The sequence below is a fragment of the Georgenia soli genome (genome assembly GCF_002563695.1).
Lineage (GTDB): Bacteria > Actinomycetota > Actinomycetes > Actinomycetales > Actinomycetaceae > Georgenia > Georgenia soli.
Genome location: NZ_PDJI01000004.1, coordinates 2,000,221 through 2,018,403 on the forward strand (window position 1 = coordinate 2,000,221; position 18,183 = coordinate 2,018,403).

At 72.9% G+C, this 18,183-nt stretch carries 12 protein-coding genes and 1 pseudogene; 8 read left to right on the forward strand and 5 right to left on the reverse strand.

All coding sequences use genetic code 11. The features are described from left to right. Positions 1–148 precede the first annotated feature (148 nt). Entirely contained in the window at positions 149–2,836 is a 2,688-nt protein-coding gene (locus ATJ97_RS20570) for a S8 family serine peptidase (protein ID WP_098483671.1), read from the forward strand. 272 nt (positions 2,837–3,108) lie between these two features. On the opposite strand, the gene ATJ97_RS10325 is transcribed toward ATJ97_RS20570, so the two are convergent. Together ATJ97_RS10325 and ATJ97_RS10330 are read right to left on the reverse strand one after the other, a co-directional pair. Continuing rightward, positions 3,109–4,608, reverse strand: coding sequence for an amino acid permease (locus tag ATJ97_RS10325; protein WP_098483672.1), 1,500 nt, complete (start codon positions 4,606–4,608; stop codon positions 3,109–3,111). A 130-nt stretch (positions 4,609–4,738) separates the two neighbouring features. After that, positions 4,739–5,605: a MurR/RpiR family transcriptional regulator gene (locus ATJ97_RS10330; RefSeq protein WP_098483673.1), complete on the reverse strand. Its 867-nt coding sequence runs from the start codon at positions 5,603–5,605 to the stop codon at positions 4,739–4,741. Between the two features lie 219 nt (positions 5,606–5,824). Here ATJ97_RS10330 and ATJ97_RS10335 point away from each other — a divergent pair, with 219 nt between their 5' ends. From ATJ97_RS10335 to ATJ97_RS10350, 4 genes are all read left to right on the forward strand, one after another. Further along, positions 5,825–7,150, forward strand: coding sequence for an ABC transporter substrate-binding protein (locus ATJ97_RS10335; RefSeq protein ID WP_098483674.1), 1,326 nt, complete (start codon positions 5,825–5,827; stop codon positions 7,148–7,150). Between the two features lie 23 nt (positions 7,151–7,173). Further along, positions 7,174–8,139, forward strand: a complete 966-nt coding sequence (locus tag ATJ97_RS10340) for a carbohydrate ABC transporter permease (RefSeq protein WP_245862369.1) — start codon at positions 7,174–7,176, stop codon at positions 8,137–8,139. Next, positions 8,139–9,029, forward strand: a complete 891-nt coding sequence (locus tag ATJ97_RS10345; RefSeq protein WP_098483675.1) for a carbohydrate ABC transporter permease — start codon at positions 8,139–8,141, stop codon at positions 9,027–9,029. The genes ATJ97_RS10340 and ATJ97_RS10345 overlap by 1 nt, the downstream gene beginning before the upstream one ends. Before the next feature lie 187 nt (positions 9,030–9,216). After that, positions 9,217–10,428 (forward strand): MFS transporter, encoded by a 1,212-nt coding sequence (locus ATJ97_RS10350; RefSeq protein ID WP_211287169.1) that lies wholly within the window; start codon positions 9,217–9,219, stop codon positions 10,426–10,428. Positions 10,429–10,432: 4 nt separating this feature from the next. Here the strand turns inward: ATJ97_RS10350 and ATJ97_RS10355 are convergent, their stop codons facing one another. From ATJ97_RS10355 to ATJ97_RS10365, 3 genes are all read right to left on the reverse strand, one after another. Further along, entirely contained in the window at positions 10,433–11,335 is a 903-nt protein-coding gene (locus ATJ97_RS10355) for an NAD(P)-dependent oxidoreductase (RefSeq protein WP_098483677.1), read from the reverse strand. A 67-nt stretch (positions 11,336–11,402) separates the two neighbouring features. Continuing rightward, positions 11,403–12,533 (reverse strand): VIT1/CCC1 transporter family protein, encoded by a 1,131-nt coding sequence (locus tag ATJ97_RS10360; protein ID WP_098483678.1) that lies wholly within the window; start codon positions 12,531–12,533, stop codon positions 11,403–11,405. Positions 12,534–12,759: 226 nt separating this feature from the next. Continuing rightward, positions 12,760–13,374, reverse strand: a complete 615-nt coding sequence (locus tag ATJ97_RS10365) for a GNAT family N-acetyltransferase (protein ID WP_098483679.1) — start codon at positions 13,372–13,374, stop codon at positions 12,760–12,762. A gap of 243 nt (positions 13,375–13,617) precedes the next feature. On the opposite strand from ATJ97_RS10365, the gene ATJ97_RS10370 reads away from it, so the two are divergent. From ATJ97_RS10370 to ATJ97_RS20810, 3 genes and pseudogenes are all read left to right on the forward strand, one after another. Then, positions 13,618–14,634, forward strand: a complete 1,017-nt coding sequence (locus ATJ97_RS10370) for a LacI family DNA-binding transcriptional regulator (protein WP_211287170.1) — start codon at positions 13,618–13,620, stop codon at positions 14,632–14,634. Next, positions 14,631–16,154: a sugar ABC transporter ATP-binding protein gene (locus ATJ97_RS10375; protein ID WP_211287171.1), complete on the forward strand. Its 1,524-nt coding sequence runs from the start codon at positions 14,631–14,633 to the stop codon at positions 16,152–16,154. Before ATJ97_RS10370 ends, ATJ97_RS10375 begins: the two co-directional genes overlap by 4 nt. Then, positions 16,144–18,173 (forward strand): annotated as a pseudogene (locus tag ATJ97_RS20810) (ABC transporter permease/substrate-binding protein). Before ATJ97_RS10375 ends, ATJ97_RS20810 begins: the two are co-directional and overlap by 11 nt. The last annotated feature ends 10 nt before the right edge of the window (positions 18,174–18,183 follow it).

An 18,183-nucleotide genomic window follows, 5' to 3' on the forward strand; every position in this document is an offset into this window, starting at 1 on the left:
GCTGCCATGGCCGGAAGTCACCCGGCGACCACCGGACGGACCTGGCCCGGAAGGGGCGCCGTCGCCGATAACCTCCCGGCTCCGGCGGCAGGGGGAGAACGCCGGACGACGTCGCAGGTCAGTCTCCCCGTGCCACCCGAGGAGAGACATGACCCGCTCCAGCCGGCGCCGCGACCCACGGCGCCTCCCCGCACGCATCGGCGCGTGCCTGACCGGCGCGGCGCTGCTCGGCGCCGCCGCCGTGCTCCCCGCCACCGCGGCCCCGGACGCACCTGAACCGCTCGCCACGACCACCGACCGGACGGTCCCGCAGGCACCGACGCCGCAGCCGGCGGTCTCCGGCCGCTGGTTCGTGGAGGTCGGGGGCAAGCCCACCGCGCGGGGCGGCAGCGCCCGGGCTGCGGACCGGGCCCAGGACGCCGTCGTCTCCCGGGCCGCGAGCCAGGGTCTGGACCTCAAGGTCCGCGAGCGCTTCTCGACGACGTGGAACGGGATCTCCGTCGAGGTCGCCGACGACGAGGTGGGCGTCCTGCGCGAGGTCGCGGGCGTCGTCGACGTCTTCCCCGTCTACACCGTGGAGAGGCCCGCGGAGCCGGTGGCGGCCCCCGAGCTCGCCTCCGCGCTGGCGATGACGGGCGCCGACGTCGCGCAGAGCGAGCTCGGCCTCACGGGTGAGGGCGTCAAGGTCGGGGTCATCGACTCCGGCATCGACTACGACCACCCCGACTTCGGAGGCACGGGCCGGAACGGGACCACCACCTTCCCGACCGCCCGCGTGGCCTACGGGTACGACTTCGTCGGCGACGCCTACGACGCCAGCGCCTCCGGTGACGCCGCGGTGCCGAAGCCGGACACGCTGCCCGACGACTGCGGCGGCCACGGCACCCACGTCGCCGGCATCGTGGGTGCGTCCGGCGACGCGGCGGCCGGCGGGGTTGTCGGCGTCGCGCCTGGCGCCACCCTCGGCGCCTACCGCGTCTTCGGCTGCTCCGGGTCCTCGGACACCGAGGTGATCCTCGCGGCCATGGAGCGGGCGGCCGACGACGGCATGGACGTGGTCAACATGTCCCTCGGCGCCTCGTACGTGACCTGGCCGAGCTACCCGACGGCGGTCGCGGCCGACACGATGGTCGACCGCGGCGTGGTCATGGTCATCTCCCAGGGCAACGAGGGCGACATGGGCACCTTCTCCGGCGGTGCGCCGTCGGTGTCCGACAAGGCGATCTCGGTGGCGTCCTTCGAGAACACCCTCGTCACCTCCCCCGCCCTCACGCTCGACTCCGGCGAGACCGTCGGCTACGCCACGGCCACGGGCGCCCCGCCGGCGCCGACGTCGGGCTCGCTCGAGGTCGTCGCCCCGGCCCCGCACCCCGACGGCCCCGTCCCGGCCGACTCCCCGCTGCTGGGCTGCACGCCGGTGGAGGGCGTCGCGGGCCAGGCGCTGCTGGTCAGCCGTGGCACGTGCTCGTTCCACCAGAAGGCCGTCGCCGCGCAGGAGGCCGGCGCCGCGGCGCTGATCATCTACAACAACGTCCCGGGCATGATCAACGCGACCGTCGAGGGGGCCACGCCCATCACCATCCCGGTGGTCACCGTGTCCCTCGAGAGCGGCCTGGCGATCCAGGGGGCGCTGGCCGACGGCGCCGCCACCCTGACCTGGACGGAGGAGACCACCCAGACGGTGAACCCGGCGGGCGGGCTCGTCTCCGACTTCAGCTCGTACGGGCTCTCCGCCGACCTCACGCTCAAGCCGGACCTCGGGGCGCCCGGCGGGCAGATCTACTCGACCTACCCGCTGGAGGAGGGCGCCTACGCCTCCATCTCCGGCACCTCCATGGCGGCGCCGCACGTCGCGGGCTCCGTGGCGCTGCTGCTGCAGGCCCGGCCGGACCTGTCCCCGGCGCAGGTGCGTGACGTGCTGCAGAACAGCGCGGACCGGCAGGTGTGGTCCGGCAACCCCGGTCTCGGCCTGCTGGAGCCGGTGCACCGCCAGGGCGCGGGCCTGCTCGACATCGACGACGCGATCCTCGCGACCACCGCCGTCTCCCCCGGCAAGATCTCGCTCGGCGAGAGCGAGACCGGCCCCGTCACCACGACGCTCACGCTGACCAACGACTCCGACGCTGCCGTGACGTACGCGATCGGCTCGGACAGCGGCATCGCCACCGCGGGCTCCTCGCTCCTGCCCGGCTTCTACCTCGGCGAGGCCGTGGTGGACGCTCCGGCGTCGGTCACCGTGCCCGCGGGGGGCTCGGCGAGCGTGGACGTCACCGTCACCGCCCCCGACCCCGAGGGGCTGCCCGGCTTCGTCTACGGCGGGTGGGTCACCTTCACCTCCGGCGACGACGAGCTCGTGGTCCCGTTCGCCGGCCTGGCGGGCGACTACCAGGACGTGACGGTGCTGACCGACTACCCCGGCCTGCCGCTGCCCGCACTGGGGGCGGCGGTGGACGGTGAGCTGTACACGCTCGACGGCGGCCACACCTACTCGATGACCGGCGACGACGTCCCGTACGTGGTCTACCGGCTCGACTACCCTGTGAGCGACCTGCGCCTCGACGTCTACCGCGCGACGGCGGACGGGAAGAAGGGCGCGCCCGTGCACCCGCGCTTCCACACGGCCCTCAGCACCGGGGAGCTCGGGCGCAGCCAAACCCTCGACTTCGTCGGCTGGGACGGCACGACCCCGCTCAGCAGCGGCAACGACAAGCTGCGCACGCTGCCCGACGGCGACTACGTCGTCGTGGTCACGGCGGTGAAGGCGCTCGGGGACCCGCGCAACCCCGACCACGTCGAGACGTGGACGTCGCCGGCGTTCACCATCGGCCGGGACTGACGCCCGACGGCTCGGGCCCGCGCACGGCTGCCGATCCGGAGCCGCGCTCCGGCTGCCGGGCCGGAGGGGAGCCCAGGCTGAACCGGGAGTGACGCCCCGACCGGAGCAGTCGTGACAACGGTGAGGATTCGGTGCTCTACCGGCATCGAATCCTCACCGTTGTCGTCGGACGGTGCTGAGGGGCACGCCCCCGGCCGCCCGCTGCCGACGTCACACCCCCGGCCGACACCCCCGGCCGCCCGCCGCGGGCACGCCCGTGGCCGCCGATGCCGTCACGCCTGCTGCCGCGCCTCACCGGCCGCGTCCGGCTCCGCCCCCTTGGCCAGCCGGCTGTGATGGCGGCCGTAGACCGCGTACAGCAGCAGGCCGATCACCATCCACACCCCGAACCGCAGCCAGGTCTCCGCCGGCAGGTTGAGCATGAGCCAGATGCAGGCGGCGGCGGAGAGCAGCGGCAGCACGGGCACGCCGGGGACCTTGAAGGCGCGGGGCAGGTCCGGCCGGGTCCGCCGCAGGACGATGACGCCCAGCGAGACGAGCACGAAGGCGAACAGCGTCCCGATGTTGACGAGCTCGGCGAGGGTCGAGAGCGGGACGAGCCCGGCGAGCAGGGCGACGGCGATGCCGGTGATGATGGTGATCCGGTACGGCGTGCGGTAGCGGCGGTGCACCACCGCGAGGGCCGGCGGCAGGAGGTGGTCGCGGCTCATCGCGAAGAGCACCCGGGACTGTCCCAGGATCATGATGAGCACCACCGACGTCAGCCCGGCGATGGCGCCCACGGAGATCAGGCCGGAGGTGAACGTGAGCCCCACGCTGCGGAACGCCTCGGCCAGCGGGGCGTCGGTCGAGAGCTCCCGGTAGTTCTGCATGCCCGTCACCACCACGGAGACGGCCACGTAGAGCAGCGTGCAGATGGCGAGCGAGGCGATGATCCCGCGCGGCAGGTCCCGCTTGGGGTTCCTCGTCTCCTCGGCGGCGGTGGCGACGATGTCGAAGCCGATGAAGGCGAAGAACACGATCGCCGCGCCGGCGAAGATGCCGCTCACGCCGAACGTGCTCGGGGTGAAGCCGCCGACCAGCTGGATCAGCGGCGCGGTCCAGCCGCTCCCGCCGGAGGTGCCGGGCTCCGCGGGCGGGATGAACGGCCTGTAGTTGGCGGTGTTGATGTAGAAGAGGCCGAGGACGATCACCAGCAGGACGACCGTGATCTTGATCGCCACGATGACGGCCGTGACCCGCGAGGAGAGCTTGATCCCCAGGACGAGCACCACCGTCACGGCCAGCGCGATGGCCATCGCCGGGATGTTCAGCCTCGCCGTCTCCCCCGCGATCGACGACGGCAGGGGGATGCCGAGGTCCCCGAGCAGCCGGTTGAAGTAGCCCGACCAGCCGACCGAGACCGTGGCGGCGCCGAGCACGAGCTCGAGCACGAGGTCCCAGCCGATGATCCAGGCGACGAACTCGCCGAAGGTGGCGTAGGAGAACGTGTACGCCGACCCGGCCACCGGCACCGTGGAGGCGAACTCCGCGTAGCACAGGGCGGCGAGCCCGCACACGACACCGGCCACCACGAAGGAGATGGCCACGGCTGGGCCGGCCTGCTCCTTCGCGACGACGCCGGTGAGCACGAAGATGCCGGTCCCGATGATGACTCCGACGCCGAAGACCATGAGGTCCAGGGCGGAGAGATTTCTGTTGAGCCGGTGCTCCGGTGCCTCCGTGTCCCGGATGGACTGCTCCACGGACTTGATGCGACTGAGTACGGCCACAGCGCGCCTCCTCGCGACGGGCGGTGCCAGATCCTGTCCGGCTCGCAGCGTCTCACCATCGGCACGGGCGCGCATCCCGCGAAGCTGGCTCGAGGAAAGTCGAGAGTCCGGACCCGCGTCCGGCGCCGCCCTACAGCTCCCCGACGGCCCGGAAGCTGGCGTCCAGGGCCCGGCGGGTCCGCTCGAAGTCCCGGGCCGCGACGCCGACGAACACGCAGTCCACGACGGTCAGCTGGGCGATCCGGCTCGCCATGGCGCCGGAGCGGAACGTGGTCTCGCGCGTCGTCGTCGTCAGGACGAGGTCGGCCCGGCGCGCGAGCGGGGAGCGCGGGTGGTTCGTCAGCGCCACGGTCCGGGCGCCACCCTGCCCGGCGATGCGGAGCGGCTCGATGACGTCCGACGTCGCCCCGGAGTGCGAGATCGAGATGACCACGTCCTCGGGCCCGCGGAGGGAGGCCAGGGTCATGGCGGCGTGCCGGTCGGTGGCCACGCTGACCGCGAGACCGAGGCGAGAGAGCTTCTGGCCGAGGTCGGAGGCGGTCAGGCCGGAGGCGCCGATGCCGAAGAGGTCGATGCGGCGGGCGCCGACGAGCGCGTCGACCACCTGCTCGAGCACGGCCACGTCCAGCCCGGCCGTGGTGCTCTCGACGGCGCGGGAGTCGGCGTAGCCGATCTTGGCGACGATGTCGGCGAGGCTGTCGCTGGGGTCCATGTCCCCGGACAGGGGCACGCGCGAGCTGCGCCCCTCCTCGATGCCGGCCGCCGTCGCCAGGGCCAGCTTGAGCTCCGGGAAGCCGGAGAAGCCCATGTGCTGGGAGAAGCGCACGACCGTCGGCGGCGAGGTGCGGCACCGCTCCGCGAGGGAGGTCACGGACTCGCGCGCCACCAGCAGCGGGTCGGCGACCACGGCCTCCCCCACGCGGCGCTCCGCCGGCCGCAGCTCGGGCAGCATGCCCCGGACGCGACTGACGAGCCCGACGGTCGGTGCCTCGCTCATGGGAGCCTCCTGCCTGCGACCTCGCCGGGCGCCGCGACGCGCACCGGCGGGTCAGTCGTGTAAATCAGTGAGCCAAGGTTACAGTCTGGTGGAAACTCTTGACATACCCGCGTGTTCGCGGAAATGTCCTGCTGACACCGTGGTCACGACGCCTCGAGCCGTGCCCGGGCCACCGACCGTGTGGCGCCGAGCGGCCGGGCCGGCCTGAAAGGACACACCATGCACCGCCGCAGACTCCTTGCCTCCACCGCCGCCGCGGCGGCGGCCGTCCTCGCACTGTCCGCCTGCGCCCCTTCCGACGACGCACCCGACCCGGGCGCCGACGGCGGGGCGACCTCCGCCGCCGGCTCCGACGAGTGCGCCGAGCCGGTCGCCCTCGACGTGTGGTCCTGGCGCACCGAGGACAAGGACACCTACGAGACCATCTTCGACGTCTTCGAGGAGGCCAACCCCTGCATCACGGTGAACTTCCAGGCCTACAAGAACACCGAGTACAACCAGATCCTGCAGACCGGCCTCACCGGCTCGGACGGCCCGGACGTCGCCCAGGTGCGTTCCTACGGCCTGCTCCAGCCGCTCGTCGAGGGCGGCAACCTCGCCCCGCTGGACGACGTCGTCCCCGCCCTGGCGGACTTCGACGAGGCCGCGCTCGACGGCGCCCGCGGCAAGGAGGACGGCGGCATCTACGGCGTCCCCTTCGCCGCTCAGACCATCCAGGTCTTCTACAACACCGCCATCTTCGAGGAGCACGGCCTCGAGGAGCCGGAGACGTGGGAGGACTTCATCGCCGCCAACGACACCCTGAAGGAGGCCGGCGTCACGCCGCTCGCCGTCGGGGCCAAGGACGCCTGGTTCGTCCCGACCGTCCACGACGCGCTGACCGCCGCCCAGTACGGCGGCGCGGAGTTCCAGCAGAAGCTCCGCGACGGCGAGACCGACTTCAACGACCCGGCGTACGTGAAGTCGATCCAGAGCTTCGCCGACCTCGAGCAGTACATGCCCGACGACGTCGTCGGCGTGGCCTACACCGACGCCCAGGTGCTCTTCACCTCCGGCGCGGCGGCGATGTTCGCGGGCGGCTCCTACGAGCTGGCGTTCTTCCAGTCCACCAACCCCGAGCTCGAGCTCGGCGTCTTCCAGGTCCCGCCGCCGGAGGGCTCGGCGCTCGACCACCCCGTCAGCCCCGGCTACGCCGACGGCAACTGGGGCCTCTCGGCCGCCTCGGACAACCCCGAGGAGGCGGAGACGCTGCTGAACTGGCTGGCGAGCGAGGAGTTCGGGCAGATGGTCGCCAACGACCTCAAGCAGTTCTCCCCGGTTCCGGGCGTGACGTTCGACGAGCCGCTCATGCAGGAGATGTGGGACCTGTACCAGGAGAACCCCGCCCCGTACCTGCTGCTCGTGGACTACCGCTACGGCGACCCGGTGGGCACCGACCTCATGGGTGAGGGCGGCCAGCAGCTCTTCCTCGGGGAGCTCGACGCGGCCGGTGTCGCGAGCAAGATCCAGGACGGGCTCTCGGCCTGGTGGACCCCGGGCCAGTGACGGCTCCTTCCGGACCCGCGACGGTGACCGGGCCGACGGCGGAGGAGACTTCGCCGTCGGCCGGGCACCGTCGCCCTCCCCTCACGGCGGCCCTGCCGACGGGGACGGCCCTGGTCTTCCTCCTCCCGGCGGCGCTGCTGTTCGGCTTCTTCGTGCTCTACCCGATGGTCACGGCGCTGACGTACTCGCTGTACTCCTGGCGGGGCACCTCGCAGGAGTCGTTCGTGGGGCTGGGGAACTTCGTCACGCTCTTCACGGCCGAGCCGTACGCCACCCAGGTGCCGCGCGCGTTCGCGCACAACCTGCTGCTCTTCGCCGGCTCGATGGTGGTGCAGAACTCGGTGGGCCTGCTGCTCGCCGTGGTGCTGCACCGCCGTCGGCGGTTCAAGCGGCTCTTCCAGGTGCTGTACACGATGCCGTACCTGGTCTCGCCGCTGGTCATCGGCTACCTGTGGTCGCTGCTGCTCTCCCCGCTGTTCGGGCCGGTCAACGCCCTGCTCAAGACGGTCGGGCTCGACGCGCTGGCCCTGCCGTGGCTCGGCAACCCGACCACCGCGCTGTGGGTCGTGGTGCTGGTGACCGCGTGGCAGTGGGTGGGCTTCCCGCTGCTGCTCTACGGGGCGGCCCTCGGCGGCCTGGACCACTCCCTGGAGGAGGCGGCCGAGCTCGACGGCGCCAGCGCCCGTCAGCGCTTCTGGCACATCACCCTGCCGCTGCTCACCCCGATCATCGGGACCGTCAGCGTGCTGACCTTCATCTTCTCGATGGAGGCCTTCCCGATCCCGTACGCCCTGGGCGGCTCGACCGGCTCCCCCGCCGGGGCCACGGACGTGATGTCGCTGCTCTTCTACCGCACCGCGTTCCAGTCCGGCTCGTCCAACGCGATCGGCACGTCCTCGGCGATCGCCATCCTGCTGTTCCTGGTGATCTTCGGGCTCTCGATCGCGTTCAACAAGTGGTTCCGGCGGGCCGAGAGGCGGTTGTTCTGATGGCCACCACCCTCACCGCCCCCGGCACCGCCACGACGACGAACCGGCCGGCCACCCCGCCCGGGCGCCGCACCGGCGGGGTGCGCGCGGCGGCGACGTCCACCCTGCTGTGGGTCTACGCCGCCGTGGCGATCCTGCCGCTGCTGACGATGGTGCTGAACTCCTTCCGCACCAACCAGGAGCTGGTGTCCGAGCCGCTGGGCCTGCCGGCCGAGCCGAGCCTGGCGGCGTACCAGGAGGCGTGGATCGAGGCGTCGTTCTCCACGTACTTCTGGAACTCGATCGTGGTCACCGTGGGGTCGGTCGCGCTCTCCACCGTGGTCTCGCTGCTCGCCGCGTACGCGCTGGCGCGCAGCCGCTCCCGGCTCATGGGTGCGCTCGAACAGGTGTTCGTCTCCGGCCTGATGATGCCGGTGTTCCTCATGATCGTGCCGATCTTCTACCTGCTCGACTCGATCGGCATGGTCTCCACCCGCACCGGGCTGGTGCTCGTCTACGCGGCGGTGTCGATCCCCTTCTCCGTGTTCGTGCTCGGCACGTTCTTCCGTCAGCTCCCCGGTGAGCTGGAGGAGGCCGCCCGCATCGACGGCGCGGGGCCGCTGCGCATGTTCTGGTCGGTCATGCTGCCGCTGGTCCGCCCCGCCGTGGCCACGGTGGTGGTGTTCCGGTTCGTGCCGATCTGGAACGACTTCTTCTACCCGCTGATCCTCGTGCGCGACCGCACCAGGTACACGCTGCCGGTGGGCCTGACGACGTTCTTCGGCGAGTACCAGACCAGCTGGTCCACGCTCTTCGCCGGGCTGGTGATCGCGACGCTGCCGCTCGTGGTGCTGTTCCTGCTCGCCACCAAGCAGATCATCTCCGGCCTCACCGCCGGCATGGGCAAGTAGGGCACGCCCACCTGCGCCCCGGCTCTCGCCGAGGTTTTCCGTCGCGGCGAGGTCTGCCTCCCCAGCGGCAGACCTCGGCGGACGCCGACAGACCTTGCGGCGTCCGACAGACCTCGACGCGCAGGGGCGTCACACCTCACAGGCGGCGAAGGGGCGAGCGGGGCAGGGGTAGGCACGCCCAGGTGCGATGATCGGCCCAGCCATGTCCAACACCCGCCCCGCTCCCCTGCCCCGCGAGATCTGGGTCCTCGTCTCCGCCGCCTTCGTCATCGCGATGGGCTACGGCCTCGTCGCCCCGGTGCTGCCGCAGTTCGCCCGCAGCTTCGACGTCGGGGTGACCGCCGCCTCCGTGGTGGTCAGCGTCTTCGCGTTCTTCCGCCTGGTGTTCGCCCCCGTGGGCGGGAAGCTCATCGGCCGCCTCGGCGAGCGCCCCGTCTACCTCACCGGGCTGCTGGTCGTCGCCGGCTCCACGGCGGCCACCGCGTTCGCGCAGAACTACGCCCAGCTGCTGATCTTCCGCGGGCTCGGCGGCATCGGCTCGACGATGTTCACGGTCTCCGCGATGGGACTCATCGTGCGGCTCGCACCACCGACGGCGCGCGGGCGGGCGTCCTCCGCGTACGGCACGGCGTTCCTCCTGGGGAACATCGGCGGGCCGTTGGTCGGCGGTCTGCTCGGCGAGGCCGGCCTGCGCGTGCCCTTCCTCGTCTACGCCGCCTCGCTGCTGGTCGCCGTCGCGGTGGTCGCGGTGTTCCTCCGGCCGTCCGCGCTGCGGCGGCCGGCCGGCACCGCGCAGCTGCCGGTCATGCGGCTGGGTGACGCGCTGGCGCACCCGGCCTACCGGGCCGCCCTCGTCTCGGCGTTCGCGCACGGCTGGTCCAACTTCGGTGTCCGGGTCGCCATCCTGCCGCTGTTCGCCGCTGCGGCCGTCGGCGCCGGGCCCTGGGCGGCGGGCGCGGCGCTCGCCGCCTTCGCGATCGGCAACGCGCTCGCGCTCACGCCCGCCGGCCGGGCCTCGGACTCACGCGGGCGCAAGCCGCTGCTCGTCACGGGGCTGCTGCTGAACGGCGTGCTCACCGCGGCGCTCGCGCTGACCGGGGACCTCGTGCCGATGCTGGTCGTGTCGGCCCTGGCGGGCGTGGGCGCGGGCATGCTCAACCCCGCCCAGCAGGCGACCGTGGCCGACGTCGTGGGCAGCGAGCGCACGGCCGGCCCGGTCTTCGCCACCTTCCAGATGTTCAGCGACGCCGGGCAGATCCTCGGACCGGTCCTCGCCGGCCTCCTGGTCGATCACGCCGGCTACGGCGCCGCTTTCGCGCTCTCCGGCGCCATCACCGTGATCGCGGCGCTCGTGTGGACGCGGGCCCCGGAGACCCTGGTGGCGCACAAGGCGCGCTGAGCCGTCAGGCGGACCGCTCGTCCACGTAGCGCTGCACCACCGAGCTGTCCAGGTCGCCGAGCCCCTGCTCGGTGATCGCCTCGTAGACCCGCTGCAGCACGGGCAGCTGCTCGACCGCCGTGCCCGTGCTCTCGGCCTCGGCGGCCGCGAAGGCGAGGTCCTTGATCATGAACCGCGCCGGGCTGGCCGGGGTGTGGTCGTGGGCCGCGAGGCGGGACTTCTTCACCTCGAGCACCCGCGAGCCGGCGTACCCGCCGCCGAGCAGGTCGAGCAGCCTGCCCAGGTCCAGCCCGGCTCGCTCCGCGATGACGCTCGCCTCGCCCAGGGCCACCGTGGCGGCGGCGACGATGAGCTGGTTGCAGGCCTTGGCCACCTGCCCCGCCCCGATCGGCCCGAGGTGCACCGCGGTGCCGAGGGCGGCGAGCCACGGGAGCACCCGGGCGACGTCGTCGTCCGCGCCTCCGACCATGACCGACAGCGTGCCCTCGGCCGCCCCCTCCACCCCGCCGGAGACCGGGGCGTCGACGACGGCGAGGCGGCCCTCCGTCCGGCCGGCGAGGTCGCGGGAGAGGCGGCGGACGCCGTCGGGCGAGCTGGTCGAGGAGACCACCAGGACGGTGGGACGGGTCAGACCGGCCAGGAGGCCGTCGTCGCCGTCGAGGACGTCGTCGAGGTCGGGCAGGTCCGGCAGCATCGTCACGACGACGTCGCAGCGTGCCGCGACCTCCCGCGGCGTGGCGGCCCAGACGGCACCGTCGGCCACGAGCTCGGCGGCGGTGGACTCCCGGCGGCTGTGGACGACGAGGTCCACGCCGCGCTCGCGCGCCGTCCGGAGCAGGTGCGCGCCCATGGGGCGGCCCATCGCCCCGAGGCCGATGAGCCCGACGTCCGCCTGACGCTCCGACATGCTGCCCTCCCGGTTCCCGTGGCCTGCCGGACGAGAGCCTAGGCCGTCACCGGGAGGATCCGGCCGGTCAGACCATCGTCGTGCCGAACGCCAGGCCCAGGACGTAGGTGACCGCGGCGGCGCCGAAGCCGATGGCGAGCTGGCGCAGCGCGCGGCGCAGCGGCGGCGCACCGGAGAGGACGCCGACGACGGCACCCGTGCCGAGCAGTGCCAGCCCCACCATGGCGGCGGCCACCGCGACCGCGGGCAGGCCGCTGAGCCCGAACAGGTACGGCAGGATCGGGATCACGGCGCCCGAGGCGAAGAAGCAGAAGCTCGACAGGGCGGCGGACCAGCCGTTGCCGATCTCCTCGTAGGCGTGGACGACGGCGGACGGCGGCATCCCCTCCCCGGCGTGCACCTGGGCCAGGACCCCGGCCGCGTGCTCCTCCGCCTCGGCCGGCGCCATGCCCCGGGCGCGGTAGACGAGGGCGAGCTCGTTGGCGTCGACGTCGAGGGCGGGGATGGAGTCGTGGGCGTCGGCGTCCGGGATGGACGCCTCGAGCAGCTCGCGCTGGGAGCGCACCGAGACGTACTCGCCCGCCCCCATGGACAGCGCGCCGGCGAGCAGCCCCGCGACGCCCGTGACGAGCACGGTGCCGGCCGGGACGCCGGTGGCCCCGACACCGAGTACGAGGGCGAGGTTGGAGACCAGCCCGTCGTTGGCGCCGAAGACGGCGGCCCGGAAGGTCCCGGACATCCGGGCCCGGCCGCGGGTGGCCAGCGCGCGGACCACCTCGCCGTGGACGCGCTCGTCGGCGGCCATCGCGTCGGTGGCGTCCTCGTCGTCGGCGTAGGCGGAACGGGCCTCGGCGTTCTGGGCGAGCGCGAGGACGAACACCCCGCCGAAGGTGCGGGCCAGCCACCCCAGCAGGCGGGTGCGCAGCGCCCCCTTCCCGACCCGTCCCACCTGGTCACCCAGGAGGTCGCGCCAGTGCTGCTCGTGACGGCTCTCGGCGTCGGCCAGGCCGAGCAGGATCTCCCGCTCCTCACCCTCCCGCCGGGAGGCCAGGTGGCGGTAGACGGCGCCCTCGGCGCGCTCGTCCGCGAGGTAGCGCCGCCACCGGCGGACCTGCTCGCGGCTCGGCGCCTGCTGAGCCGGGGCGGCGGAGCGGCCCTCGCGCTCGTCGGGGGTTGCTGAAGGGGACATAACGACCATCGTGGCAGCCCGGTGGGATCCTCCCAACCAAGGGTCCGGTGGGATCCGACACTGTTCGCCGAGCCGAAGAATCCGCGTCATTCCGCCGAAAACGCCGGGGCGGGCAGCCCGGCGCGCGTGCGGTCGGGCGAGGTGACCAGGTGCTCGCGGTCCTCCTCGCCCGAGGGCGGCACGGTGTGGCCGCATGGCACGGCTGGGAGTCCGGCAGGCACGCGGGCGTCCACCGTCAGGGCCGCAGCGAGACGTGCTCGATCCGCCGCTCCAGTCCTGCCCGGACGCCGGCCCACTCCTCGGCGAGGATCGAGAACACGACCGTGTCGCGGAAAGTGCCGTCGGCGCGCCGCCGGTGCCGTCGGAGCACGCCCTCGCGCACGGCGCCGAGCCGGGCGATGGCAGCCTGCGACCGGGTGTTCAGCACGTCGGTCTGGAGCTGGACCCGGCCGAGGCCGCACTCCTCGAAGGCGTGGGTCAGGATTGCGAGCTTCGCGGCCGGGTTGACGGCGGTCCCCCAGACGGCCGGCGCATATGCGGTCCAGCCGAGGTGCGCTGACTCGTTGCTGAGGTCGACGTCGCCGAGGCTCGACGTGCCCACCAGCTCACCGCTGCGCCGGCGGACGGCCCACGAGACGCGGTCCGGAAAGCCGAGCAGGTGACCGGTGACGTAGTCGCGCATCCCGGCGACGTCTCCCGGCCGCCCGGCCGGCCCACCGCCGTACCCGGCGGCCCAGACGCGGGCATCGTCCAGGGCGGCGAAGAGATCCCGGGCGTCGTCGGCCGTCAGCGGCGTGAGCTCGACGACGGCATTCGTCAGGGTGACTCGTCCGGGGGCATGCGGGGGCACGTCGGCACACTAGCCGCAGGCGACCCAGCGGGCGCCGGCCATCCGCCCCGCCCGGTTCCCCCCCTGTTTCGGTGCATGTTCGTTCGTCCCGCGCATGTTGCACCGGGCACCGGACGAACGAACGTGCACCGGAAGTGGGGCCGCCGCCCCTTGACGGCGATCGTGACGCCGCTCATACTCGTGTAATCGATCCCATGGGATCGATTACACAGACCGGGACAAAGGTGTCGGAGGAGGAACGTGGTGCCGACCATCAAGGACGTCGCGCGCGCGGCGGGCGTCTCCACGGCCTCGGTCTCCCGCGTCCTGACGAACCACCCGGCCACGTCGCCGGAGATGCGGGAGCGGGTCCTGGCGGCCGCCCGGGAGCTGAACTTCCGGCCCAACGCCGTGGCCCGGTCCCTCCGCAGCACCGGCACCCGCACGGTCGGCCTCGTCGTCTCCGACCTGCTCAACCCCTACTTCACCGAGCTCGCTAGGGCCGTGGAGGACACCGCCCGGGCGGCGGGGTACTCGGTGATCGTCGGGAACGCCGACGAGGACCCCGCCCAGCAGGACCACTACATCCGCATCCTCCTGGAGCGGCAGGTGGACGGGCTGATCGTGGTCCCCACCGTGGACACCTCGCCGCTGCTGCGCGAGGCGGCGGAGCTCAACCACAACCTCGTCCTCGTGGACCGCCCGGCCGACGACGTCGACGCGCCCACCGTGCTGGCCGACGCCTCCTCCGCCATCGCGGAGCTGGTGGACCACCTGGTGGCCGGCGGACGCACCGACCCCGCGATCATCGCCGGGCCCGAGCACGTGGGCACGGCCCGGGTGCGGCTTGAGCACTTCCGCGCGGCGCTCGCCGAGCACGGGATCGCGCTGCGCCCCGAACGCGTGCTGCACGGCGACTTCCGCGCCGCCTCCGGCCACGACGCGATGGCGGCCCTGCTGGCGGCCGAGCCCCGGCCGGACGCCGTGTTCGTCACCAACGGCTCCATGGCGCTCGGGGTGCTCCAGCTCCTCGCCGAGCAGCACGCCGCCGACCCGCTGCTCGTCCCGGACGACATCGCGCTCGCCGTGTTCGACGACATGCCCTGGTTCACGCTGCTGCGACCCACCGTCACCGCGATCGCCCAGCCGACGGCGGAGCTCGGCGAGCGGGCCATGCGGCTGCTCCTGGCCCGCATCAACGGCACCGACCTGCCCGACGGCGACGCCCTCCGGTGCCGCCTCACCGTCCGTGACTCCACGCTCCCCAGGAGGTCCGCGTGAACACCGTCGCACCACCCACCGGGCCCGAGCTGCTGCGCGTGGAGAACCTCGTCAAGGAGTTCCCCGGCGTGGTCGCCCTCGGCGGCGTCTCGTTCGACCTGCACGCGGGCGAGGTCCACGTCCTGCTCGGTGAGAACGGCGCCGGCAAGTCGACGCTGATCAAGTGCCTCGCCGGCGTCTACCAGCCCGACGGCGGCACGATCGTCGTGGACGGCGAGCGCGTCCACATCTCCTCGGCGGCCCACGCCGAGCAGCTCGGCATCGCGACGATCCACCAGGAGTTCAACATCGTCCCGCAGCTGAGCGTGGCGGAGAACGTCCTGCTCGGCCGGCCGCCGCGCCGGTTCGGCATGGTCGACCGACGGCGGATGCACACCCTCGCCCGGGCAGCGCTGGACCGGGTCGGGCTCGACGTCGACCTGCGCCGTCCGGTCTCCACCCTCGGGGTCGCCCGCCAGCAGCTCGTGGAGATCGCCAAGGCGCTCAGCCTCGACGCCCGGGTCCTCATCCTCGACGAGCCCACCGCGGCGCTGACCGACGCGGAGGTGGACCGCCTGCTCGAACTCATGGCCGAGCTGCGGGACAAGGGCGTCGGCATGGTGTTCATCTCCCACCACCTCGAGGAGATCCAGCGCATCGGCGACCGCGTCACCGTCCTGCGCGACGGCCAGTCGGTCGGCACCGTCCCGGCCACCACGGGCACGGACGAGCTCGTCCGCATGATGGTGGGCCGCTCCATCGAGGCGCAGTACCCGCGCCAGCAGCCGCCGGTCGGCGAGGAGCTCCTCCGTGTCGAGAACCTGACGAGCAAGGGGCACTTCGAGGACGTCTCGCTCAGCGTGCGCGCGGGCGAGGTGGTCGGGCTCGCCGGCCTGGTCGGCGCAGGCCGCACCGAGGTGCTGCGCGCGATCTTCGGCGCCGACGCCTACGACTCCGGCACGGTGACCGTGCGCGGCCGCACGGTGCCGGGGCACGACGTCCACGCCGCCATCGGCGCGGGCCTCGGGCTCGTCCCCGAGGACCGCAAGGCCCAGGGGCTCGTGCTCGGCGCGAGCGTCGAGGAGAACCTCGGCCTGGCCATCCTCCGCTCCGCCACCCGCGCCGGGCTCGTCGATCGGGCCCGGCTGCGCGACCAGGCCCGCACCAGCGTGAAGAACCTGCGCATCCGCACGCCCTCCACCCGGGCCACCGTGAAGAACCTCTCCGGCGGCAACCAGCAGAAGGTCGTCATGGGCAAGTGGCTCGCCGCCGACCCGGCGGTCCTGCTCCTGGACGAGCCGACCCGCGGCGTCGACGTCGGGGCCAAGGTCGAGATCTACCAGCTCGTCAACGAGCTCACCGCCTCCGGCCGCGGCGTGCTGCTCGTCTCCTCGGAGCTGCCTGAGGTGCTCGGCATGTGCGACCGCATCCTCGTCATGGCCCAGGGGCGCCTGGTCGGCGAGCTCACCCGCGAAGAAGCCACCCAGGACGCCGTCATGGCCCTGGCCGTCAAGGAAGTGGAGTCCTCCCGTGCCCACTGAGACCGCAACCGCACGGACCGAGACGCGCGAGTCTCTCGGCGCCCGGGCCCAGACGCTGCTCGGGCAGAACGGGGCGTTCGTCGCCCTCGTGCTCCTCGGCGGGGTCATGGCGTTCCTGAGCCCGGTGTTCCTCAGCACGCAGAACCTGCTCAACGTCGGTGTCCAGGCCGCCGTCGTCGCCATCCTGGCCTTCGGCCAGACCTTCGTCATCGTCTCCGCCGGGATCGACCTGTCGGTCGGGTCCGTCGCGGCGCTCGCCTCCATCGTGACCGCCTACACCGCCACCACCACCGGCGTGAACCCGGTGCTGGCGATCATCATCGGCCTGCTGACCGGCGTGGCCGCCGGGTTCGTCTCCGGCGCGCTCGTCGCCTACGGACGTCTCCCGGCGTTCATCGCGACCCTCGCGATGCTCTCCATCGCCCGCGGCCTGGCGCTCGTCCTCTCCGACGGCGTCCCGATCGCCCAGCCGCCCGCCGTCGCCTGGCTCGGCAGCACCATCGGCGGCTGGCTGCCCGTCCCTGTGCTCGTGATGATCGTCTTCGGCGGCCTGGCGGCGTTCATCCTCAACCGGACCTTCTCCGGGCGGGCGATGTACGCCATCGGCGGCAACGAGGAGGCCGCCCGGCTCTCCGGCATCAACGTCCGCCACCAGCAGCTGATCATCTACTCCCTCTCCGGCCTCTTCGCCGCCGTCGCCGGCCTCGTGCTCGCGGGCCGGCTCGCCTCCGGCCAGCCGCAGGCCGCCGCCGGGTACGAGCTCGACGCCATCGCCGCGGTCGTCATCGGCGGCGCCAGCCTCGCCGGCGGGTCCGGGCGGGCGTTCGGCACCTTCGTCGGCGCCCTCGTCCTCGCGGTGATCCGCAACGGCCTGAACCTGCTCAACGTCTCCTCGTTCTGGCAGCAGGTCGTCATCGGCGCCGTCATCGCGCTCGCCGTCCTCAGCGACACCCTGCGCCGCCGGCGCGCCTGACTCCTGTTCCCCGCACCTACCGAACCACCACCCCCCACCGCCCGGGAACGGATCCCGGTCGCCCCAGAAGAAAGGAAGGGGTTCCGATGAAGAAGCCCGCCATCCGCCTCGCCGCTCTCCTCGCCTCGTCCGCCCTGCTGCTCTCCGCGTGCGGCAGCGGCGGCGGGGGCGGCGGCACTGCCACCGAAGGAGCCGGCGGCGGCACCGCCGGGTCGGGAGGCGGACAGACCATCGGCCTCGCGCTCTCCACCCTCAACAACCCGTTCTTCGTCTCCCTGCGCGACGGCGCCCAGGCCGCGGCCGACGACGCCGGCGCGAAGCTGACCGTCACGGACGCCCGCGACGACGCCACCCAGCAGGCCGACCAGATCGCGAACTTCCAGACTCAGCAGCTCGACGCCGTCATCATCAACCCCGTCGACTCCGACGCCGCCGGGCCGATCGTCTCGCCGCTCATCGCCGCCAAGACCCCCGTCGTCGCCGTCGACCGCGCCGTCAACGGCGCCGAGGTGAACTCCTTCGTGGCCTCGGACAACGTCGAGGGCGGCAAGCTCGCCGCGCAGGCCCTCGCCACGGCCATCGGCGAGAAGGGCGAGATCATCGTGCTCCAGGGCGTGGCCGGCACCTCCGCCTCCCGCGAGCGCGGGCAGGGCTTCACCGAGGGCATCAAGGAGTTCCCGAACATCAAGGTCGTGGCCACCCAGCCCGCCGACTTCGACCGCGCCCAGGGTCTCGACGTCGCCACCAACCTGCTCCAGGCGAACCCGAACGTCGTCGGCATCTTCGCCGAGAACGACGAGATGGCGCTCGGAGCGGTCCAGGCGCTCGGCGCCCGCGCCGGCAAGGACGTCTTCGTCGTCGGCTTCGACGCCACGGAGGACGCCCAGGCCGCCATCAAGGCGGGCACGATGTACGCGTCGATCGCCCAGCAGCCGGAGGAGCTCGGCAAGGCCGCCGTCGAGGCGGCGCTGAAGCTCATCGGCGGCGAGCAGGTGGACAAGACCATCTCGGTGCCGGTGGTCGCCGTGACCAAGGAAGACCTCTGACCCGGACCTG